The sequence below is a fragment of the Arthrobacter sp. UYEF3 genome (genome assembly GCF_040546245.1).
Classification (GTDB): Bacteria; Actinomycetota; Actinomycetes; order Actinomycetales; family Micrococcaceae; genus Arthrobacter.
Map to the genome: position 1 here is coordinate 1 of NZ_JBEPNK010000041.1, position 13,993 is coordinate 13,993.

The 13,993-nt window shown below is 67.0% G+C and carries 16 protein-coding genes and 3 pseudogenes; 11 read left to right on the forward strand and 8 right to left on the reverse strand.

Translation table 11 applies throughout. The features are described from left to right. The first annotated feature begins 455 nt into the window (after positions 1–455). A complete protein-coding gene (locus ABIB14_RS17965) occupies positions 456–677 on the forward strand; it encodes a hypothetical protein (RefSeq protein WP_354237268.1) in 222 nt (73 codons plus the stop codon). A 338-nt stretch (positions 678–1,015) separates the two neighbouring features. Here the strand turns inward: ABIB14_RS17965 and ABIB14_RS17970 are convergent, their stop codons facing one another. The 3 genes and pseudogenes from ABIB14_RS17970 to ABIB14_RS17980 form a co-directional block, all read right to left on the reverse strand. Next, positions 1,016–2,650: a 5-oxoprolinase subunit B/C family protein gene (locus ABIB14_RS17970; RefSeq protein ID WP_354237269.1), complete on the reverse strand. Its 1,635-nt coding sequence runs from the start codon at positions 2,648–2,650 to the stop codon at positions 1,016–1,018. A 37-nt stretch (positions 2,651–2,687) separates the two neighbouring features. Further along, positions 2,688–2,855: pseudogene (locus ABIB14_RS17975) on the reverse strand (MFS transporter); the annotation flags it as partial. 75 nt (positions 2,856–2,930) lie between these two features. Beyond that, positions 2,931–3,689 (reverse strand): LamB/YcsF family protein, encoded by a 759-nt coding sequence (locus ABIB14_RS17980; RefSeq protein WP_354237284.1) that lies wholly within the window; start codon positions 3,687–3,689, stop codon positions 2,931–2,933. A 138-nt stretch (positions 3,690–3,827) separates the two neighbouring features. On the opposite strand from ABIB14_RS17980, the gene ABIB14_RS17985 reads away from it, so the two are divergent. Together ABIB14_RS17985 and ABIB14_RS17990 are read left to right on the forward strand one after the other, a co-directional pair. Then, the gene (locus ABIB14_RS17985; protein ID WP_354237270.1) at positions 3,828–4,514 is read left to right on the forward strand and encodes a GntR family transcriptional regulator; all 687 of its coding nucleotides are present in this window, start codon (positions 3,828–3,830) and stop codon (positions 4,512–4,514) included. A gap of 63 nt (positions 4,515–4,577) precedes the next feature. Next, on the forward strand, positions 4,578–4,913 hold the full coding sequence (locus ABIB14_RS17990) for a hypothetical protein (protein ID WP_354237271.1): 336 nt from the start codon (positions 4,578–4,580) through the stop codon (positions 4,911–4,913). 45 nt (positions 4,914–4,958) lie between these two features. Here the strand turns inward: ABIB14_RS17990 and ABIB14_RS17995 are convergent, their stop codons facing one another. Continuing rightward, on the reverse strand, positions 4,959–5,696 hold the full coding sequence (locus ABIB14_RS17995; protein WP_354237272.1) for a LysR family substrate-binding domain-containing protein: 738 nt from the start codon (positions 5,694–5,696) through the stop codon (positions 4,959–4,961). 99 nt (positions 5,697–5,795) lie between these two features. Between ABIB14_RS17995 and ABIB14_RS18000 the strand changes: the two genes are divergently transcribed. Together ABIB14_RS18000 and ABIB14_RS18005 are read left to right on the forward strand one after the other, a co-directional pair. Beyond that, positions 5,796–6,200 carry a DUF5997 family protein gene (locus ABIB14_RS18000; protein WP_354237273.1) on the forward strand — a complete coding sequence of 135 codons (405 nt, stop codon included), beginning with the start codon at positions 5,796–5,798 and terminating at the stop codon, positions 6,198–6,200. 160 nt (positions 6,201–6,360) lie between these two features. Further along, positions 6,361–6,723 (forward strand): annotated as a pseudogene (locus ABIB14_RS18005) (hypothetical protein). A 10-nt stretch (positions 6,724–6,733) separates the two neighbouring features. Here the strand turns inward: ABIB14_RS18005 and ABIB14_RS18010 are convergent. Beyond that, on the reverse strand, positions 6,734–7,111 hold the full coding sequence (locus ABIB14_RS18010; protein WP_354237275.1) for a VOC family protein: 378 nt from the start codon (positions 7,109–7,111) through the stop codon (positions 6,734–6,736). Positions 7,112–7,234: 123 nt separating this feature from the next. Between ABIB14_RS18010 and ABIB14_RS18015 the strand changes: the two genes are divergently transcribed. Both ABIB14_RS18015 and ABIB14_RS18020 read left to right on the forward strand, forming a co-directional pair. Continuing rightward, positions 7,235–7,870 (forward strand): hypothetical protein, encoded by a 636-nt coding sequence (locus tag ABIB14_RS18015; protein ID WP_354237276.1) that lies wholly within the window; start codon positions 7,235–7,237, stop codon positions 7,868–7,870. Further along, entirely contained in the window at positions 7,867–8,505 is a 639-nt protein-coding gene (locus tag ABIB14_RS18020; protein WP_354237277.1) for an NADPH-dependent F420 reductase, read from the forward strand. The genes ABIB14_RS18015 and ABIB14_RS18020 overlap by 4 nt, the downstream gene beginning before the upstream one ends. Positions 8,506–8,526: 21 nt before the next feature. Here ABIB14_RS18020 and ABIB14_RS18025 read toward each other — a convergent pair whose 3' ends face one another. After that, positions 8,527–9,009 (reverse strand): pyridoxamine 5'-phosphate oxidase family protein, encoded by a 483-nt coding sequence (locus ABIB14_RS18025; protein WP_354237278.1) that lies wholly within the window; start codon positions 9,007–9,009, stop codon positions 8,527–8,529. 130 nt (positions 9,010–9,139) lie between these two features. Then, positions 9,140–10,426, reverse strand: a pseudogene (locus ABIB14_RS18030) (APC family permease); the annotation flags it as partial. Here ABIB14_RS18030 and ABIB14_RS18035 point away from each other — a divergent pair. Both ABIB14_RS18035 and ABIB14_RS18040 read left to right on the forward strand, forming a co-directional pair. Next, positions 10,426–10,536 carry a 2-oxo acid dehydrogenase subunit E2 gene (locus ABIB14_RS18035; protein ID WP_354237279.1) on the forward strand — a complete coding sequence of 37 codons (111 nt, stop codon included), beginning with the start codon at positions 10,426–10,428 and terminating at the stop codon, positions 10,534–10,536. The pseudogene ABIB14_RS18030 and the gene ABIB14_RS18035 sit on opposite strands and share 1 nt — an antisense overlap. 306 nt (positions 10,537–10,842) lie before the next feature. Continuing rightward, complete coding sequence (locus ABIB14_RS18040) at positions 10,843–11,094, forward strand: hypothetical protein (protein ID WP_354237280.1); 252 nt, start codon at positions 10,843–10,845, stop codon at positions 11,092–11,094. Positions 11,095–11,268: 174 nt separating this feature from the next. Here ABIB14_RS18040 and ABIB14_RS18045 read toward each other — a convergent pair whose 3' ends face one another. Continuing rightward, the gene (locus ABIB14_RS18045) at positions 11,269–12,456 is read right to left on the reverse strand and encodes an MFS transporter (protein WP_354237281.1); all 1,188 of its coding nucleotides are present in this window, start codon (positions 12,454–12,456) and stop codon (positions 11,269–11,271) included. Positions 12,457–12,639: 183 nt separating this feature from the next. On the opposite strand from ABIB14_RS18045, the gene uraD reads away from it, so the two are divergent. Both uraD and uraH read left to right on the forward strand, forming a co-directional pair. After that, on the forward strand, positions 12,640–13,137 hold the full coding sequence (gene uraD / locus ABIB14_RS18050; RefSeq protein ID WP_354237282.1) for a 2-oxo-4-hydroxy-4-carboxy-5-ureidoimidazoline decarboxylase: 498 nt from the start codon (positions 12,640–12,642) through the stop codon (positions 13,135–13,137). After that, positions 13,134–13,475, forward strand: a complete 342-nt coding sequence (gene uraH, locus ABIB14_RS18055) for a hydroxyisourate hydrolase (protein WP_354237283.1) — start codon at positions 13,134–13,136, stop codon at positions 13,473–13,475. The genes uraD and uraH overlap by 4 nt, the downstream gene beginning before the upstream one ends. Positions 13,476–13,993: the final 518 nt, after the last annotated feature.

Below are 13,993 nucleotides of genomic sequence, written 5' to 3' on the forward strand. Positions count from 1 at the left end.
AACTCTTCAGTTACCGGGCCCAAATCGCCTGAATACCCGGGGACGGTGCCCCGGGATCGAACCTGCAGAACCGAACCGCGGCCCGCAGGAGCCCTCCCAGGTCTCCTACCGCCAAAATGCCAGAAGGCCCGCCCCCTTTCCAGAAAAACGAGACCGCCCCCGGGCCGTCACGGCTCAAACCTGCGGAACCGTCAAACCACTACCGACCCACGCACCTAGGAGCAACCCGGGCAGGGAACGCGTCCGACGGCGGCTGCCACCGCTTTTGTGCGCGCTTTCGGGCGGGTCGGATGAAAGCCTAAAAGATGCCGCCGATTTCCCCGCCGGTCCGGCAGCGCTACGCTAACCTTGCCACCAAGGGCGACGGGGAATATCCGGGACCCCGAACCCGCAGCCGGGGCAGGTCCTCGCGCCGCAGGTGGAGACTGTTGTTCCGTTTCTAGCAAAGGATGATCATGGCTATTTCAATTGAGCTGGGCAAGAAACTCGACAAGGACTACGAAAACAAGAGCCTGGAGGAAGTCCTCAACGCGCCTCCCTCGGCCCTCGCCGGCCTCACAGAGAAGCACGATGAGCTCCTCGCCAAGATGGGCATCAAGACGATCCGCGATCTGGGCAGCAACAAGTACTTCGCCACCGCCGGCGTCCTGGTTGCCCTCGCCGGCCACGTTGGCTAGCTGAACGGCTTCAAAGAGACGGCTTGGGTCCGTCCGGTTCCGACCGGGCGGACTCTGGGTTTTAATCCGTGCCACGGAGTGATTCCCGGCCCGGAGTGACTCCCCCGGCGCGTCACAATTCCCCTGCCGGCCGCTTCGCCCACATCGCGGAGCGTGCAATCGTGCCCTGCTGGGCGCGGCCGCGTAGATTCGTGCCCTGGGCAGAGGACATGCTCCCCCGTCCGCGTCAGGACTGGACATGTCCGGCGGCCCGACGGCCCGCCCGCTGGGCATGTCCGGCCCCGGACCCCTGGGATGGACATAGTGGCATTATGTCCACCCGCAGCGTCGAGGAACGGTCATGTCCCTAGGCCCCGCTGCACGCCATCGAGGGCGCTTGACTCGGCCCAGCGGAAGCGGATGGTCCCGCCGATCGGGACCTGCGCGGCGCGGTCCAGCTGCGAATCGACGACGACGGCGATGACCGGGTAGCCGCCGGTGATCGGGTGGTCGGCCAGGAAAAGCACCGGCAGGCCCTCAGGCGGGACCTGCAGGGCGCCGGAAACGGTCCCTTCGCTGGGTAACTCCCCGTCCCGGGTGCGCCGCAGCGGCGTTCCGTCCAGCCGCATGCCCACCCGGTTGGACTGCGGTTTCACCAGCCAGTCCTGGCTGGTGAGGGAAGCCAGCGCTGCCGGGTCGAACCAGTCCGCGCGCGGGCCGGGCACGACGTCGAGCACAGTCACCCCGGTGCCGGGGAAATCGGGCTGCAGTTCGGGGTTCCCGACCACGCCGGACTCCGAATCGTCCCCGGCGGCCAGGAGCTGCCCGGCGGCCAGCGGTGCGGGGCCTATCCCGGACATGGTGTCGGTTGACCGGCTGCCGAGGACCGGGGGGGCATCCACGCCGCCGCGGACAGCGAGGTAGCTGCGGAAGCCGCTCGCCGGCGCGCCGATGCTCAGGGTTTCGCCCTCGAGCAGGGCAAAGGGGGTGGCCATCGCAACCGTGCGGCGGAGCGGATCCTCGTCCGCGTCGGCCGAAGAGAGAACGGTCAGCTCCGACCGCGCCCCGGCGACAGCCAGGATTTGGTCTCCGACAGCCTGGACCGTGAGTCCGCCGGCGACGGTTTCGATCGCAGCGGCCGACGGCGCGTTCCCGACCACGCGGTTGGCGCGGCGCAGCGAGGCGCGGTCCAGCGCCCCGGCCACGGAGACGCCGAGACCGGAATGGCCGTAGCGGCCGAGGTCCTGGATCAGGCTCTGCAGTCCGGGCGAGACGATCCGGAGCCCGGATGCCACCGCCGTCGCCGGGCGCCCGGTGCGCGGTTCCGGTGCCAGCGAGACCGTCTCCCGGACCGGGCGGAACTGGAGCCGGCGGCCGGGGGCCGCGAGGGCGGGCTGCTCGCGGTCCAGGTCCCACATCCGGGCGGCGGTGTGGCCGATCAGCTGCCAGCCCCCGGGAGAGCGTCGCGGGTAGACCGCGGCGTAGGTGCCGGCCAGGGCCACCGCTCCAGCGGGAACGGCGGTGCGCGGTGAACTGCGGCGGGGAACGTTGAGCGCTTCGTTTTCTCCGACGAGGTAACCGAAGCCCGGGGCAAAGCCGGCGAAGGCCACGGTCCACAGCTGGCTCGAGTGGGCGGCGATCACGCCGCCGGTGCCGAGACCGGTCAGCTCCCCCACCTCGGCGAGGTCCTCGCCGTCGTACACGGTGTCGATGACCACCAGGCCGCCGTCATGCTGCACCGGTGCGCCGAGGTCGAGCTGCAGCAGCTGCGCAGCGATCCGTCGGGCGGAGGCTGGCGTGTCGGCCGTGACCATGACCGTTTCGGCTGCTGCCAAGACATCCAGCTGTCCCTGCAGAGGGCGCTCCAGGAGCATGGCCTGCAGCGCCAGCACGCCATCGGTGCCGGTGAGCTCGGCCAGCACCGCGCGGGTGCCCACCGCCCGCACCGCGCTCACCTTGCGGGCCGCCGGCTGCCCCTTTGCCACCTTTTCCACTTCTGCCTCCATCGTTGCCGCCGTCTCCCGGGTCCGCGTCGCCCACCGGGAAGAAGATCTTGGGGACGATCAGCGCCGACGCCACGGAGTAGATCGCGAAGTCGTAATACTCAAGCGAGGTGCCGGTGAGGCTCGCGATGTAGGCCTTCTCTTGCCGGCGGCCGGGGCGGCCTGGTGCGGTGCGGTCATGATCTTTCCTCCAGATGCGGGTGCTGCCTGTGCTGGGTGGATGTACTGAAGTTACGGCGGCCCGGCAACGGAGCGCCGCTGACGCGAGTGCTCAGACGAACGGGGCGGTGCCGATGCCGGCGGCCCTGAGCGCCTCGCGGACGGCGGCCGCCATGGCGACGGCTCCCGGGGAGTCGCCGTGGACACAGATACTTTCGGCCCGGATCTTCAGGAGGGAGCCGTCGATGGTGCGGACGGTGGAGTCGGCGGCGATCCGGAGCACATGTTCGGTGACCTCGGCGAGGTCGTGCAGCACGGCTCCGGGGAGTGTGCGGGAAACCAGGGTGCCGTCCGGGTTGTAGGCGCGGTCCGCGAAGGCTTCGGTGACCGCGCGCAGCCCGGCTGCCTCCGCGAGGCGGAGCACTTCCGAGCCCGGCAGGCCCAGGATGGGCAGGTCGGGGTCGACGGACCTTACGGCGTCGACGACGGCTTTCGCCTGCGCGGTGTGCGCGACGATCGCGTTGTAGAGGCCGCCGTGCGGCTTGACGTAGGTGACCTTGCCGCCTTCCGCGGCGGCCAGGGCCTGCAGCGCACCGATCTGGTAGACGACGTCGTCCGCCAGGTCGCTCGGCTCGATGTCCAGGAAGCGGCGGCCGAAGCCGGCAAGGTCGCGGTAGCCGACATGGGCGCCGATCGTGACGCCTGCAGCGACCGCCTCGCGGCAGGTCTTCCGGATCCCACTGGGGTCTCCGGCGTGGAAACCGCAGGCCACATTGGCGCTCGAGACGGAGCTGAACATCGCCGTGTCGTCGCCGAGGCTCCAGCGTCCGAAGGATTCGCCGACGTCGCTATTCAGGTCGATGCTGTTCATGCCAATGGTGTTCAAGCCGGCGTTTGACATTTGTGATCCTCGTCCCAATTCTAGCTCTCCTCTAGGATGCACCATTCCGTTTCGATTGTTCAACAATCCGGCAATTCTTTCCGGGGGCAATCGTGTAGATTCGGGACTATGACGACTACCCAGCCCGGCCCCGCCGCCTCCGCGGCCGCGGCCCGGCTGCGGATCGCCGTCCCCTCCGTGGCGGACCGGGTGGCGGCCGAACTCCGCCTGCAGTTGGCCGACGGGGAGTTGCTGCCGGGCACCCGGCTGACCGAATCGACCATCGCGGAGGACCTGGGCGTTTCACGCAACACCGTCCGGGAGGCCTTTGCCGAACTCGCGGCCGAGCGGCTGGTGGTCCGGCACCCCAACCGCGGCGTGTTTGTGGCGAGCCTGGGCCCGGGCGACATCCACGACGTGTACACGGTGCGGCGCGCCATCGAGGTCGCCGCCCTGCGCGGCGGGGGCAGCCCGGAGCGGGTGGCCGCGGTCCGCGCCGCGGTTGAGGAAGGCAAAGCGGCGGCGGCCGCCGACGACGAGGAGGCGCTGGGCACGGCGAACCAGCACTTCCACCGCGCGATCGTCGCACTGGCCGGCAGCCCCCGTCTGGATACGATCATGTCCCAGGTCCTGGCCGAGATGCGGCTGTTTTTTCATCGGGCCACCGTGGACGCGCACTTCTACCGCAGCTACCTGGCCGGCAACGAGCACATCTGCACAGCACTGGAAGCCGGCGAACCGGACCGCGCCGCGGAACTCATGCTGGCCTACCTCGACCGCTCGGAACAAAAGCAGAGCGCCATCCACGGCGGGTAAACAGTGCCGCGTAAACCGTCCCGCGTAAACCGTGCCGCGTAGACAGCTTGTTAGGCTGGACGCATGTTACGACGCCTCGCCGCACTGTCCGCTGCAGCCCTGTTGATCACGCTGACGGCTTGCGGCCAGGTGCAGCAGGCAGCCGAAAAGGCGGTCAACGACGGCGCCTCGCAGGTCGCCACGGCGGCCGGCAGTGAGCTCAAGAAGCAGGCTTGTTCCCTGGTGGCGGACGGTCTGGTCAGCGTCCAGGACAAGCAGGCCCTAAGCGGTCTGGTATCCGGGGCGCGGAGCGCCGGGGTGCCCGCGGAGATCACCACACCGCTCAAGCAGATCGCGGATTCAGGCGACCAGGTGCCGGCAGATTCCGTCAAGGCGCTTCGGGAAGCCTGCGCGAAGTAACTGACCCTTGTTGCCGTCGGCAACTGACGCCTGCGGGGAAGCTGGCTAGCGTTTGCCCTTTTTCCGGGAGCCCTTGCCGCGGCCCTTGTCCGGGTTCGGCGCGTAGCGTTGCGCCACCTTGGGCTTCTTGACGGCAGGGCCCCGGCGGTCCGGTTTCGGCTCGCGCTTGGGTTTTTCCTGCTGAGCCGAGGGCTGCCGGGAACTCGCCGCGGTGCGGCCGCGGACAATGCCGATGAACTCCTCGATCACCTCGTCGGTGGAATCCCCCGGCCACGCCAAGGCGATCCAGGTGGTGGGTGCGCCGGTAAGCTTCCGGGCAACGGTGTCCTTGACGTTGAAGTGCCGGGCCACGGACATCGGCAGGATTACCAGGCCGGCGCCGCTGGCGACCAGCTGAAGCGCCGGTTCGGGTCCGCCGAGGCCGGCGACATCCAGGAAGGACTCGGCGGCCAGGTCTGCCAGCGCCACCTCCTCGAAAACCGCGATTTCGTGTCCCTTGGGCGCCACCACCACGGGCTGTTCCTCGTAGAGCGGGATGACGTTCAGGCCCTCGCGTTCCACCGGCAGCCGGACGAAGCTCAGGTCCGCGGACCCGTCGCGCAGGACCGCCAACTGGGCGCCGTCGCCGGACATAAAGGAGTGCAGCGGCACATTGGGCATCCGCTCTTCCCAGCGGCGTATCCATTTGCCGGGTGTCACCCCGGGAACGTACGCGAACCGCAGCTCCCGCGGCGCGGGGACCGAGTCGTCGGAGGGCTGGGCTTCTTCTTCTTCTGCGGACACACGTTCACAGTACCGTCAGTCCCGCCGGGCGGCGCCGGGTTGGTGCCCGGTCGGTGCAGTTTGGTGCCCTGCGGGCCGGCCGCCGGATACCCTTGAAGCATGACCTCCCCGAACTCCCAGTCCATGAATCCGGCCACCGTTGCCAAGAAGCTTGGCATCTACCTGCCCGCAACACCCCAGGAGTTCCAGGATTCGGTTATCACCCGCGCTGATTTCGCCGAGCTCCAGGCCAACCCGCCGGAGTGGCTGGCCGAGCTGCGCCGCACCGGCCCGCACCCGCGGCCGGTCGTCGCGCAGAAGCTCAACGTCTCCATCGCCGGCCTGGCCCGCGGCGGCGTCGAGGAAGCGCTGACGACGGCGGAAATCACCGCCCTGCTGCAGGCTCCCCCGGCCTGGCTGGTGTCCGAGCGCGCCACCCACGCCGCCGTCCGCGCCGAAGCGCAGCGGGTAAGGGACGACGCCGTGAAGAAGGACGCCAAGAAGGCCCGCGCCAAGGCGGAGTAGCCCGGCCGCGGCCGTTGCCCGGGGCCTGTCGCCACCGCGGAGCCATCACTATGCCCGAGGTGCCTGGCCGACGGTTCCCTATGGCGGGCCAGAGGGTCATTGCACGCCGGCGGCGTATCGGGACGGAAAACCGCTGTGCCCGCGCACAAGATCGGTTACTTTGATCGGTTACTTGGTTGGAAGCTTGTCCAGCACTTCCATCAACAGCACCCTTTCGGAGGCAGTGGTCCGGCTGGCACCGCCGGACCTTGAGTTCGCCGAGATCCCCGGCACCGCCGTCATGCAGGCATCGTTCCGCAGCGTGCTGAGCTTCCTGGATGCACCCAACTCAACGCCTCGGAGGCCTGCATCCGTTTCGCCCGGAGATTTACGGAGACGACGGCGAGGTCAGCGACGCGCCACCGCCGGCTTCCTCCGGCACTGCATGGAGGAGTACGCCGCGTTCGTCCAACGGGTTCTGGACGCTGGCTCGAGCGGCCACATCGGCGACGAGCACCCTGTCTGGCTTAAGCAGGACCAGTAGGCCCGGGCGCTCAGTCCTGGTGCAGCTGGACGAAGTTCCCGCAGCCGTCGTCGAGCACCGCGGAGATCCCGCCGGGCCCGTCGGACGGTTCGCCCTGGAACATGACCCCCTTGGACGCGAGCCGGTCGTATTCGGCCCGCACGTCGGGCACGCCGAACACGATCGCGGGCAGCCCGGCGTCGTGGCAGGCGTTCATGTAGTTGGCGCCGATCGGGTTGTCGCTGGGTTCCAGCAGCAGGCCGGCCGAGCCGCCGCCGCCCGGGTCCTTGACGATGTAGAGGTTGTGTTCGGGCAGCGCCATGAGTGTCTCGAAGCCCAGGATTCCGGTGTAGAACTCGTGGGCGGCCGCAGGGTCCTTGACGTGGATACTGCACATTTTCAATCGCATGGGCCCTAGGCTACGCCGGGAGGGTCCCGGACGGGAACCGGCCATTGACGGCCCGCCGCCGAGGGACTCCAATGGAATTAGCGGAACAACGTCCGCCCGGACGGTTTCCGCAGGAGGTGCGTCATGCCGTCACTCGCAGGGGCAGACCCGCTTGGCGCCGGGCAGTTCGTCGTCCTGGTGCTTCTGGTCGCGGCCGCGGCGGCCTGTTGCGTCTACCTCGTCCGGAAGCACCAGGCGTCCGACGGCGGGTTGCCGGACGCCGTGTTCTGGGACGGTTTCGCGGGGCTCGCCGTCGTCGGGCCCGCGGTCCTGCTGCCGTCGCTGGTCTCCCCGTGGGCCGGGCTGATCCTCACGGCCGTTGCCGGGACGACGGCGGCCGCCAGCTACCGCTGGACGCCGGGGTTGCTCCGCTGGCAGGAAGCCGGGCGTGCGGCCCGGGATGCCGCCGCCGTTGACGCGGCCGCCGCCCGCCGGCATCGCGAGGTCCTCGCCCGGTGGCGACGCTACGAACTGGACCCTGCTTTCTGCATCGACTTCCCCGCCATGAGCGATCCGACCCGTCCGGAGACAGCGGCATTTCTCAAAGCCATGAAGGCGGCCGACCACGTCCGGGGCGGTGTGGGTCCGGGCGCCGGGGACGGATCCGGCTACAGCGCCGCAGTCGAGCGGCTGGAGCGCTCCCTGGCGGCGGCAGAGCGCGCCGCCGGCGCGGGTCACATTTCCGCTGAGCTGCACAATTCCACCGAGGGGGCACGATGACTGACATCACGATTATCGGCAGTGGCAACATGGCCCGGTCAATCGGTCTCCGGGCGGTGGCCGCGGGGCGGACCATCCAGATCCTGGACCGGACCCCGGCCAACGCCGCCAAACTCGCGGCGGAACTGGGTCCCGCCACGGTGTCCGGAAGCCTCGGCGACGTGCCAGAGGGCGACATTGTGGTCCTGGCCCTCTACTTCGAGCCGGCCAGGGAGGTCGCCACGCACTATGGCGACACACTCAGCGGCAAGACGGTGATCGAGATCAGCAACCCGGTCAACATGGAGACCGGTGACTCGCTGCTGGTTGAGGCGGGGACTTCCGCGGCGGAGGAGGTGGCCCGGCTGCTCCCAGGCGCCCGGGTGGTCAAGGCGTTCAACACCACGTTCGCTGGCCCCCTTGCGGAGGGTGCCGCGAACGGCCAGCAACTGGATGTCTTCATCGCCTCCGACTCGGAGGCGGCCCGGAACGAGGTGGCCGCGTTCGTCGCCGCGGCGGGACTCCGGCCCCTCCAGGTCGGGGCGCTGCGCCACGCCCGCGAGCTGGAGGGGATGCAGCTGCTGCTGATCGGGCTGCAGCTGAACCCGGCTTATGCGTCCTTTAATTGGGGCACGGCACTGAAGATCATCGACTGAGCGAAAGAAGGGGCCAGAGCACTAAAGCTCGACAGTGCCGCTTTCGCCCACGCTCATCCGGCTGTGCGTGACCTTGGACTTCACCCATTGCAGAACCGTCGCGGCCCTACCGCCCGGGCTGGTCCAGTACTCGGCCGAATCCGAATCCACATGCAACAGGACCACTTCCGGGGTCTCCGGACCGTCCGGGAACCACGCTTCGACCGCTTGGTTCCAGCGGTCGCGGATTTGCTGCCGGTCCGTGACCACCTCAGCCCTGCCGGCCACCGACACCCATTCGGTGCCTTTGCCGAAGGACACATTGACCGCGGGGTTCGCCTTGACGTGGGCCACCTGCGAAGTGCCCGCCGAGGTGAAGAACCACATGTCGCCGTCGTCCTCGACGTCCTGAACGGCCAGCGGCCGGCTGACGAGGGCGCCGTCCTCGTTGATGGTGGTGACCATCCCGATCCGGGAATGGTTAATGATGTCCGTTACCTTGCTGATGTCCTGTGCGTCCGACATGCGGTCACCTCGTCCTTGCTGCAGCGGAGGAAGGTCCTCCTGCCGCCAGCCTATTGATAAGCGTGCTTACTTTTCAAGCGCGACCTGTGATCTGGCGGACGGAGGACCCTCGACATCCGGCCCGCCGGGCTCAGTTCCCGCGGGACAAGACCTGGCCCCTGAAGAACGCCGGACGGAGTTTGGCCATGACCAGCATGACCACCACACCCAGCAGGATGACACCCATCCCCAGGATAAACACCAGGCCCAGGCCACCCACGTTTGAACCGGAGCCGTACGCCGGGTCCATCGAGTCGTATGCGGTCTTGACGAACATCACCAGCAGGATCACGCCGCCCAGCAGCGGTGCGAGGAACTTGAAGACCAACGAGTGCGCCCCGCTGAAGGCCTGGGCGCGGAAGAACCAGACGCAGGCCAGAGCGGTGATGCCGTAGTAGAAACAAATCATCATCCCCAGTGCCGTGATGGTGTCCCACAGCGCGTTTTCGGACAGGGTGCGGGTCACGACATAGAAGACGGCGGCGGCCACTGCAGAGGCAATCGTGGCGTAACTCGGGGACTTGTAGCTGGGGCTGATCTTGCCGAACTTAGGCGGCAGCGCCTTGTAGTGGCCCATGGACAGCAGCGTCCGCGCCGGGGACACGAAGGTGGACTGCAGCGATGCCGCGGAGCTGCTCAGGATGGCCAGCGACATGAGGATCGCGAAGGGACCCATCACCGGTCCGGCGAGGACCGCGAAGATGCTGCCCTGGTTTTCCGGGTTCCCGGCGCCAAGCCCTTCCGTGCCGACACCGGCGAAGGCCAGAGTGGCCAACGCGACGGTCATGTAGATGACCACGATCACCAGCACGGTCACGGTGGCCGCCCGCCTCGGGGTTTTTTCCGGATTCTTGGTTTCCTCATTCATGGTCAGGGTGACGTCCCAACCCCAGTAGATGAAGATGGACAGCGAGACGCCGGCCGCGAAAGCGGAGAAGGACTCCACCGCGAAGGGGTTGAACCAGTCCGGGGCAATGGCGGTGGCGTCAAACGCAGTTCCGTTCGCAACGTGGCTGAAAGCGGCGACGGCGAACCAGCCTAGGACCAGCAACTGGAAAGCAACCAGGACGTACTGGACGGTCTTGGTGGTCTCCATCCCGCGGTACGAAATCCAGCACGCCAGGGCGATGAACACCAGCGTCGTGGCGATATTCAGCGGCAGGTTGGTGGCCAGGTCCGCCAGCTCCGGATTGCCGAACACCTGGGCCAGCATGAGGTAGAAGAAGTCGACGGCGACAGCCGCCAGGTTGGAGAGCACGATGATGGTCGCCGCTACCAGCCCCCAGCCGCCCATCCAGCCGATCCACGGGCCGAACGCCCGCGAAGCCCAGGTGAATGAGGTGCCGGCGTCGGGCATCGCGTTATTCAGCTCGCGGTATGACTGCGACCTTGTCTGCCGACCACCGGGTGGTCGACGGCGCGGTAGCGGCCGCATGGATGGCTGCTTTCGTCAAACGGATCGAGAACCCACTGTCCATCCTCATCTGAGGTTCCCCTGGCCGCTCGAACGAAGGCGTCGGGCCGAGTCCGCATCAACTACGGTGGTCGCGGCCTGCTGCTTGCCGGGGCCTCCCAAGGCGGATTGAGAAGCTCCTGGATTCCTTGGGCATCACCCGGCTCTTTAAGTCCGGCTCTCGGCGGGGCCACCAATGAGCTCGTTCTCAAGATCCGCGATGGCGGCCAGGTCATCAGAGTTTGTCCGAAGCCCCGATTGCTCGAACGCCGTTGAGGGCCCACTCCTCGTCCTGGGTCCAGTCAAGTGCGCTGGTGGGCCGGACGACGTCGAGTAGCTCATTGCGAACTTCGGCGGCCGGGTGTGGCCGTGGCGGCCGGCATCGCCGCGCCGCGGTACACCCGATTGATCTGATCGCCGGAATCGTTATAGGGAAGGTTCTTCCGTGGCCGGTCCAGTCCACGGTCGTTGCCGGCGTCCTGGCGACACTTCTGGTTATTGGCGTGGTTCTGGTCCTCGTCACCCGGGCCACGCGCGCGTCCAAGCGGGCCCGGATGGACAAGGCCGCACGCTACCTCGGCCGCGGCAAGTGACTGGCCGCCTTTTCCGAGAAGGGGCGGCGGTAGTTCTGCTCCTCACCCTCGCGGCGCATCTCAGCCGGCCCATCGGCGCAAGAGACGGCCACCGGCGCCGCTCAACCGGCCGGGAAAGTGGTCAAAGGAGAGCCCCGTCGGCGCTGCTCCCTGAGCACGGCCGCACGTCGCCATTCACTCGATGGTGCGTGCGCGGCCGACCAGAACAGCCAGCACACACAGGAGCAGGGTGGAACCTGCGGCGAGGAGCAGCGGCAGTTTAAAGGCGCCGGTGGCGTCAAAGAGGAGGCCGAATGCCAACGGTCCGGCGCCGGCGATGGCATACCCCACCGACTGGGCCATCCCGGACAACTCCGCTGCCTGGGCGTGATTAGCGGCTCGAAGGCTGAACAATGACAGTGCGACCACGATGAGGCTGCCGCAGGCGACCGCACCGCTGATGATCCACAGCAGCATCAGGCTGGGCGCCAGTGCCAGTCCCAGGAAGGCTGCCAGGGCCAGCAGGCTCCCGGCCAGTCCAACCGCTCGCTGGTCCGGCATTCGCGTCATGGCAACCCCCGTTCCCAGGCTCGCACCTACGCCTACCAGCAGGAACAGCGCCATGTGGATGCCTGCCTCGTTTTCCGGGACGCCGTGAGTCTTCTCAATCCCCGGAAGCCACGCCGTGAACACATAGTAGGTCAGGGACTGCAGCCCCATGAACAGCGTCACCTGCCAGCCCAGGAGTGACGTCCAGGGGGAACGCGACGCGTGCACGGTAGCCTGGGTGGCGGAGGCCCGGGGTTCCCTCCCGCGCATCCAGGGTACGAGCACCGCCAAGGCAAGCAAGGTCAAACCGGCCCAGCACCCCAGAGCCAGCCGCCACGCCAAGGGGGAAGCGCCTGCAATAGGAACAACCACGGCGGCGCCGATGGCGGCGACGGCGCCCTGCATCGAGGTGTAAATTCCCGTCACGAAGCTCACCTTCGACGGGAATTGCCTCTTGACCAGCGAAGGCATCAGTACGTTGAGGAAAGCGATCCCGGCCCCCAGGAAGGCCGTCCCCACCCAGATCATCCCCGGCAGGGCAACGGACCTGAGCACAATGCCGGTGGCAAGAAGCAACAGGGAGAGCCAGGCCGCGCGGTCCAGCCCCAGCGCCCGAGCCAGTGCCGGCGCCACTGGCGAACATATGGCGAAGGCCAACAGCGGCAGACCAGCCAGTAGCCCGGCTTCCCCTGCCGACAGACCCAGGTCCAAGCGCATGCCATCCAACAGCGGACCAACCGTAACAAAGCCAACGCGAAGGTTCGCTGCGATGAGCAGGATCCCAAGCATTCCCGCACCCAGCCGTGTGGGCAATGGAAGGGTCTTTACGGACATCCTCTACCTATCTGCAGTTCATATTCCGCCCAGACGGGCACAGCGACGCCGGCGCCGGCGGAGCAAGGGTCCCACGGTTGACAGAGAAAATCACGTAGGCTTCACTAATGATAGTGGAATAAATATTCCACTAGACGAAATGTCTAGCCGTTGGGGCCGGGCCCTGTAGAAGTGGGATCGTACATGTTGCTCCAGGAATTCAATCAGGCAGATCGGCAGGAAGTCCTTTCGGTTCTGCGCCCCTGCCTTGATGTCCCCCGCTGGGTCGATGAGATCGCTGATCAGCGGCCCTTCTCCTCCATTGAGGACCTATTGGCCTTTGCGAGCCGCGCCGCCTCTCCCCTCACAAAACGCGAAGTGGAGTCCGCCCTGGCTCACCACCCGAGGATCGGCGACCGGGCCTTAGGAAACAGCTCAGAAGCGCGGCTCTCGCGGGATGAGCAGGCTGCCCTGGGTGAAGCCTCGGGCGAGGTTGCCGCCGCGCTGGCCGCGGGCAACCGTAGCTACGAAGAGAAGTTCGGGCGGGTATTCCTGATCCGGGCCGCGGGTCGCAGTAAAGACGAGATCCTGGAAGCTCTCCAGGCCCGGATTTCGCACACGGCCGACGAGGAGGAACCTATTGTGCAGCAACAGCTTAGAGAAATAGCCGTCCATCGACTTCAAGGAGTGATCAACCAATGACGATTTCACACGTAACGACGCACATTCTCGACACCGCTACGGGTAAACCCGCCGCCGATGTTCCGGTGAGCCTGCTGGTGCTGGATGACGGCGCATGGTCGCATCTGGCATCCGCGCGGACCGATAGCGATGGGCGCGTCAAGGACCTAGGCCCCGCGGTGCTGGAGACGGGAACTTACCGGCTGCAGTTTGCCACCGCGGAGTATTTTGCTGCTTCGAACACTCCGTCCTTCTTCCCGGAGGTCGTGCTGACCTTCAACGTTGACCGGGGTGAACCCCACTATCACGTCCCGCTCCTACTTAGCCCCTTTTCATTTTCCAGCTACCGCGGGAGCTGAAACGACCGGCAGCGTGCCGGGCCCCCGTTAACACCCGCCCGATAAACGGCATACCTGCCGCGGGGATGACGAGTGACAAGATCGGTTATTGATGAGTCCTCCTCGCGGCGACCGGGCTTTCATGACCCGGACCGCTGCGGCGCACCTCATCGAACCGGTCAGGTTAACGTGACGTCACAGACCACCGGGAGGGCCTCAGGGTGTTCCGGCTGATTCCATCAATGGTTGCCGGCGGCCGGCCGTACGCGGGCGGCGGTAGCGACAGCCTCCCGGCTGCGCAGGCTCCCACTGAGGGAACCTTAAGGCGTCATGGACAGCCGCTGCTTGACTGCCCCCAGCCGGGTGGCTAATCTCGAACAGCAAGAAACTTTTCTCATCATACGAAAAGATTACGCCTAACCTTCAACGATGAAACGAGGCTGCCGTGGCTGCAGGAGAAGATACCTCCCATATCCTCAGCGGGTTGACTAACCAGCTGCCTGATCGTGATCCGGAAGAGACCGCCGAATGGCTGGAGT

Coding starts and splice junctions, on each gene's coding strand:
- ABIB14_RS17990 (WP_354237271.1), top strand. CDS start 4,578: ATGTTACGACGCCTCGCCGCACTGTCCGCTGCAGCCCTGTTGATCACG.
- ABIB14_RS18000 (WP_354237273.1), top strand. CDS start 5,796: ATGACCTCCCCGAACTCCCAGTCCATGAATCCGGCCACCGTTGCCAAG.
- ABIB14_RS18035 (WP_354237279.1), top strand. CDS start 10,426: ATGACTGCGACCTTGTCTGCCGACCACCGGGTGGTCGACGGCGCGGTA.
- ABIB14_RS17980 (WP_354237284.1), bottom strand. CDS start 3,689: ATGAACAGCATCGACCTGAATAGCGACGTCGGCGAATCCTTCGGACGC.
- ABIB14_RS17985 (WP_354237270.1), top strand. CDS start 3,828: ATGACGACTACCCAGCCCGGCCCCGCCGCCTCCGCGGCCGCGGCCCGG.
- ABIB14_RS18025 (WP_354237278.1), bottom strand. CDS start 9,009: ATGTCGGACGCACAGGACATCAGCAAGGTAACGGACATCATTAACCAT.
- ABIB14_RS18020 (WP_354237277.1), top strand. CDS start 7,867: ATGACTGACATCACGATTATCGGCAGTGGCAACATGGCCCGGTCAATC.
- uraH (WP_354237283.1), top strand. CDS start 13,134: ATGACGATTTCACACGTAACGACGCACATTCTCGACACCGCTACGGGT.
- ABIB14_RS18045 (WP_354237281.1), bottom strand. CDS start 12,456: ATGTCCGTAAAGACCCTTCCATTGCCCACACGGCTGGGTGCGGGAATG.
- ABIB14_RS18010 (WP_354237275.1), bottom strand. CDS start 7,111: ATGCGATTGAAAATGTGCAGTATCCACGTCAAGGACCCTGCGGCCGCC.
- uraD (WP_354237282.1), top strand. CDS start 12,640: ATGTTGCTCCAGGAATTCAATCAGGCAGATCGGCAGGAAGTCCTTTCG.
- ABIB14_RS17965 (WP_354237268.1), top strand. CDS start 456: ATGGCTATTTCAATTGAGCTGGGCAAGAAACTCGACAAGGACTACGAA.
- ABIB14_RS18015 (WP_354237276.1), top strand. CDS start 7,235: ATGCCGTCACTCGCAGGGGCAGACCCGCTTGGCGCCGGGCAGTTCGTC.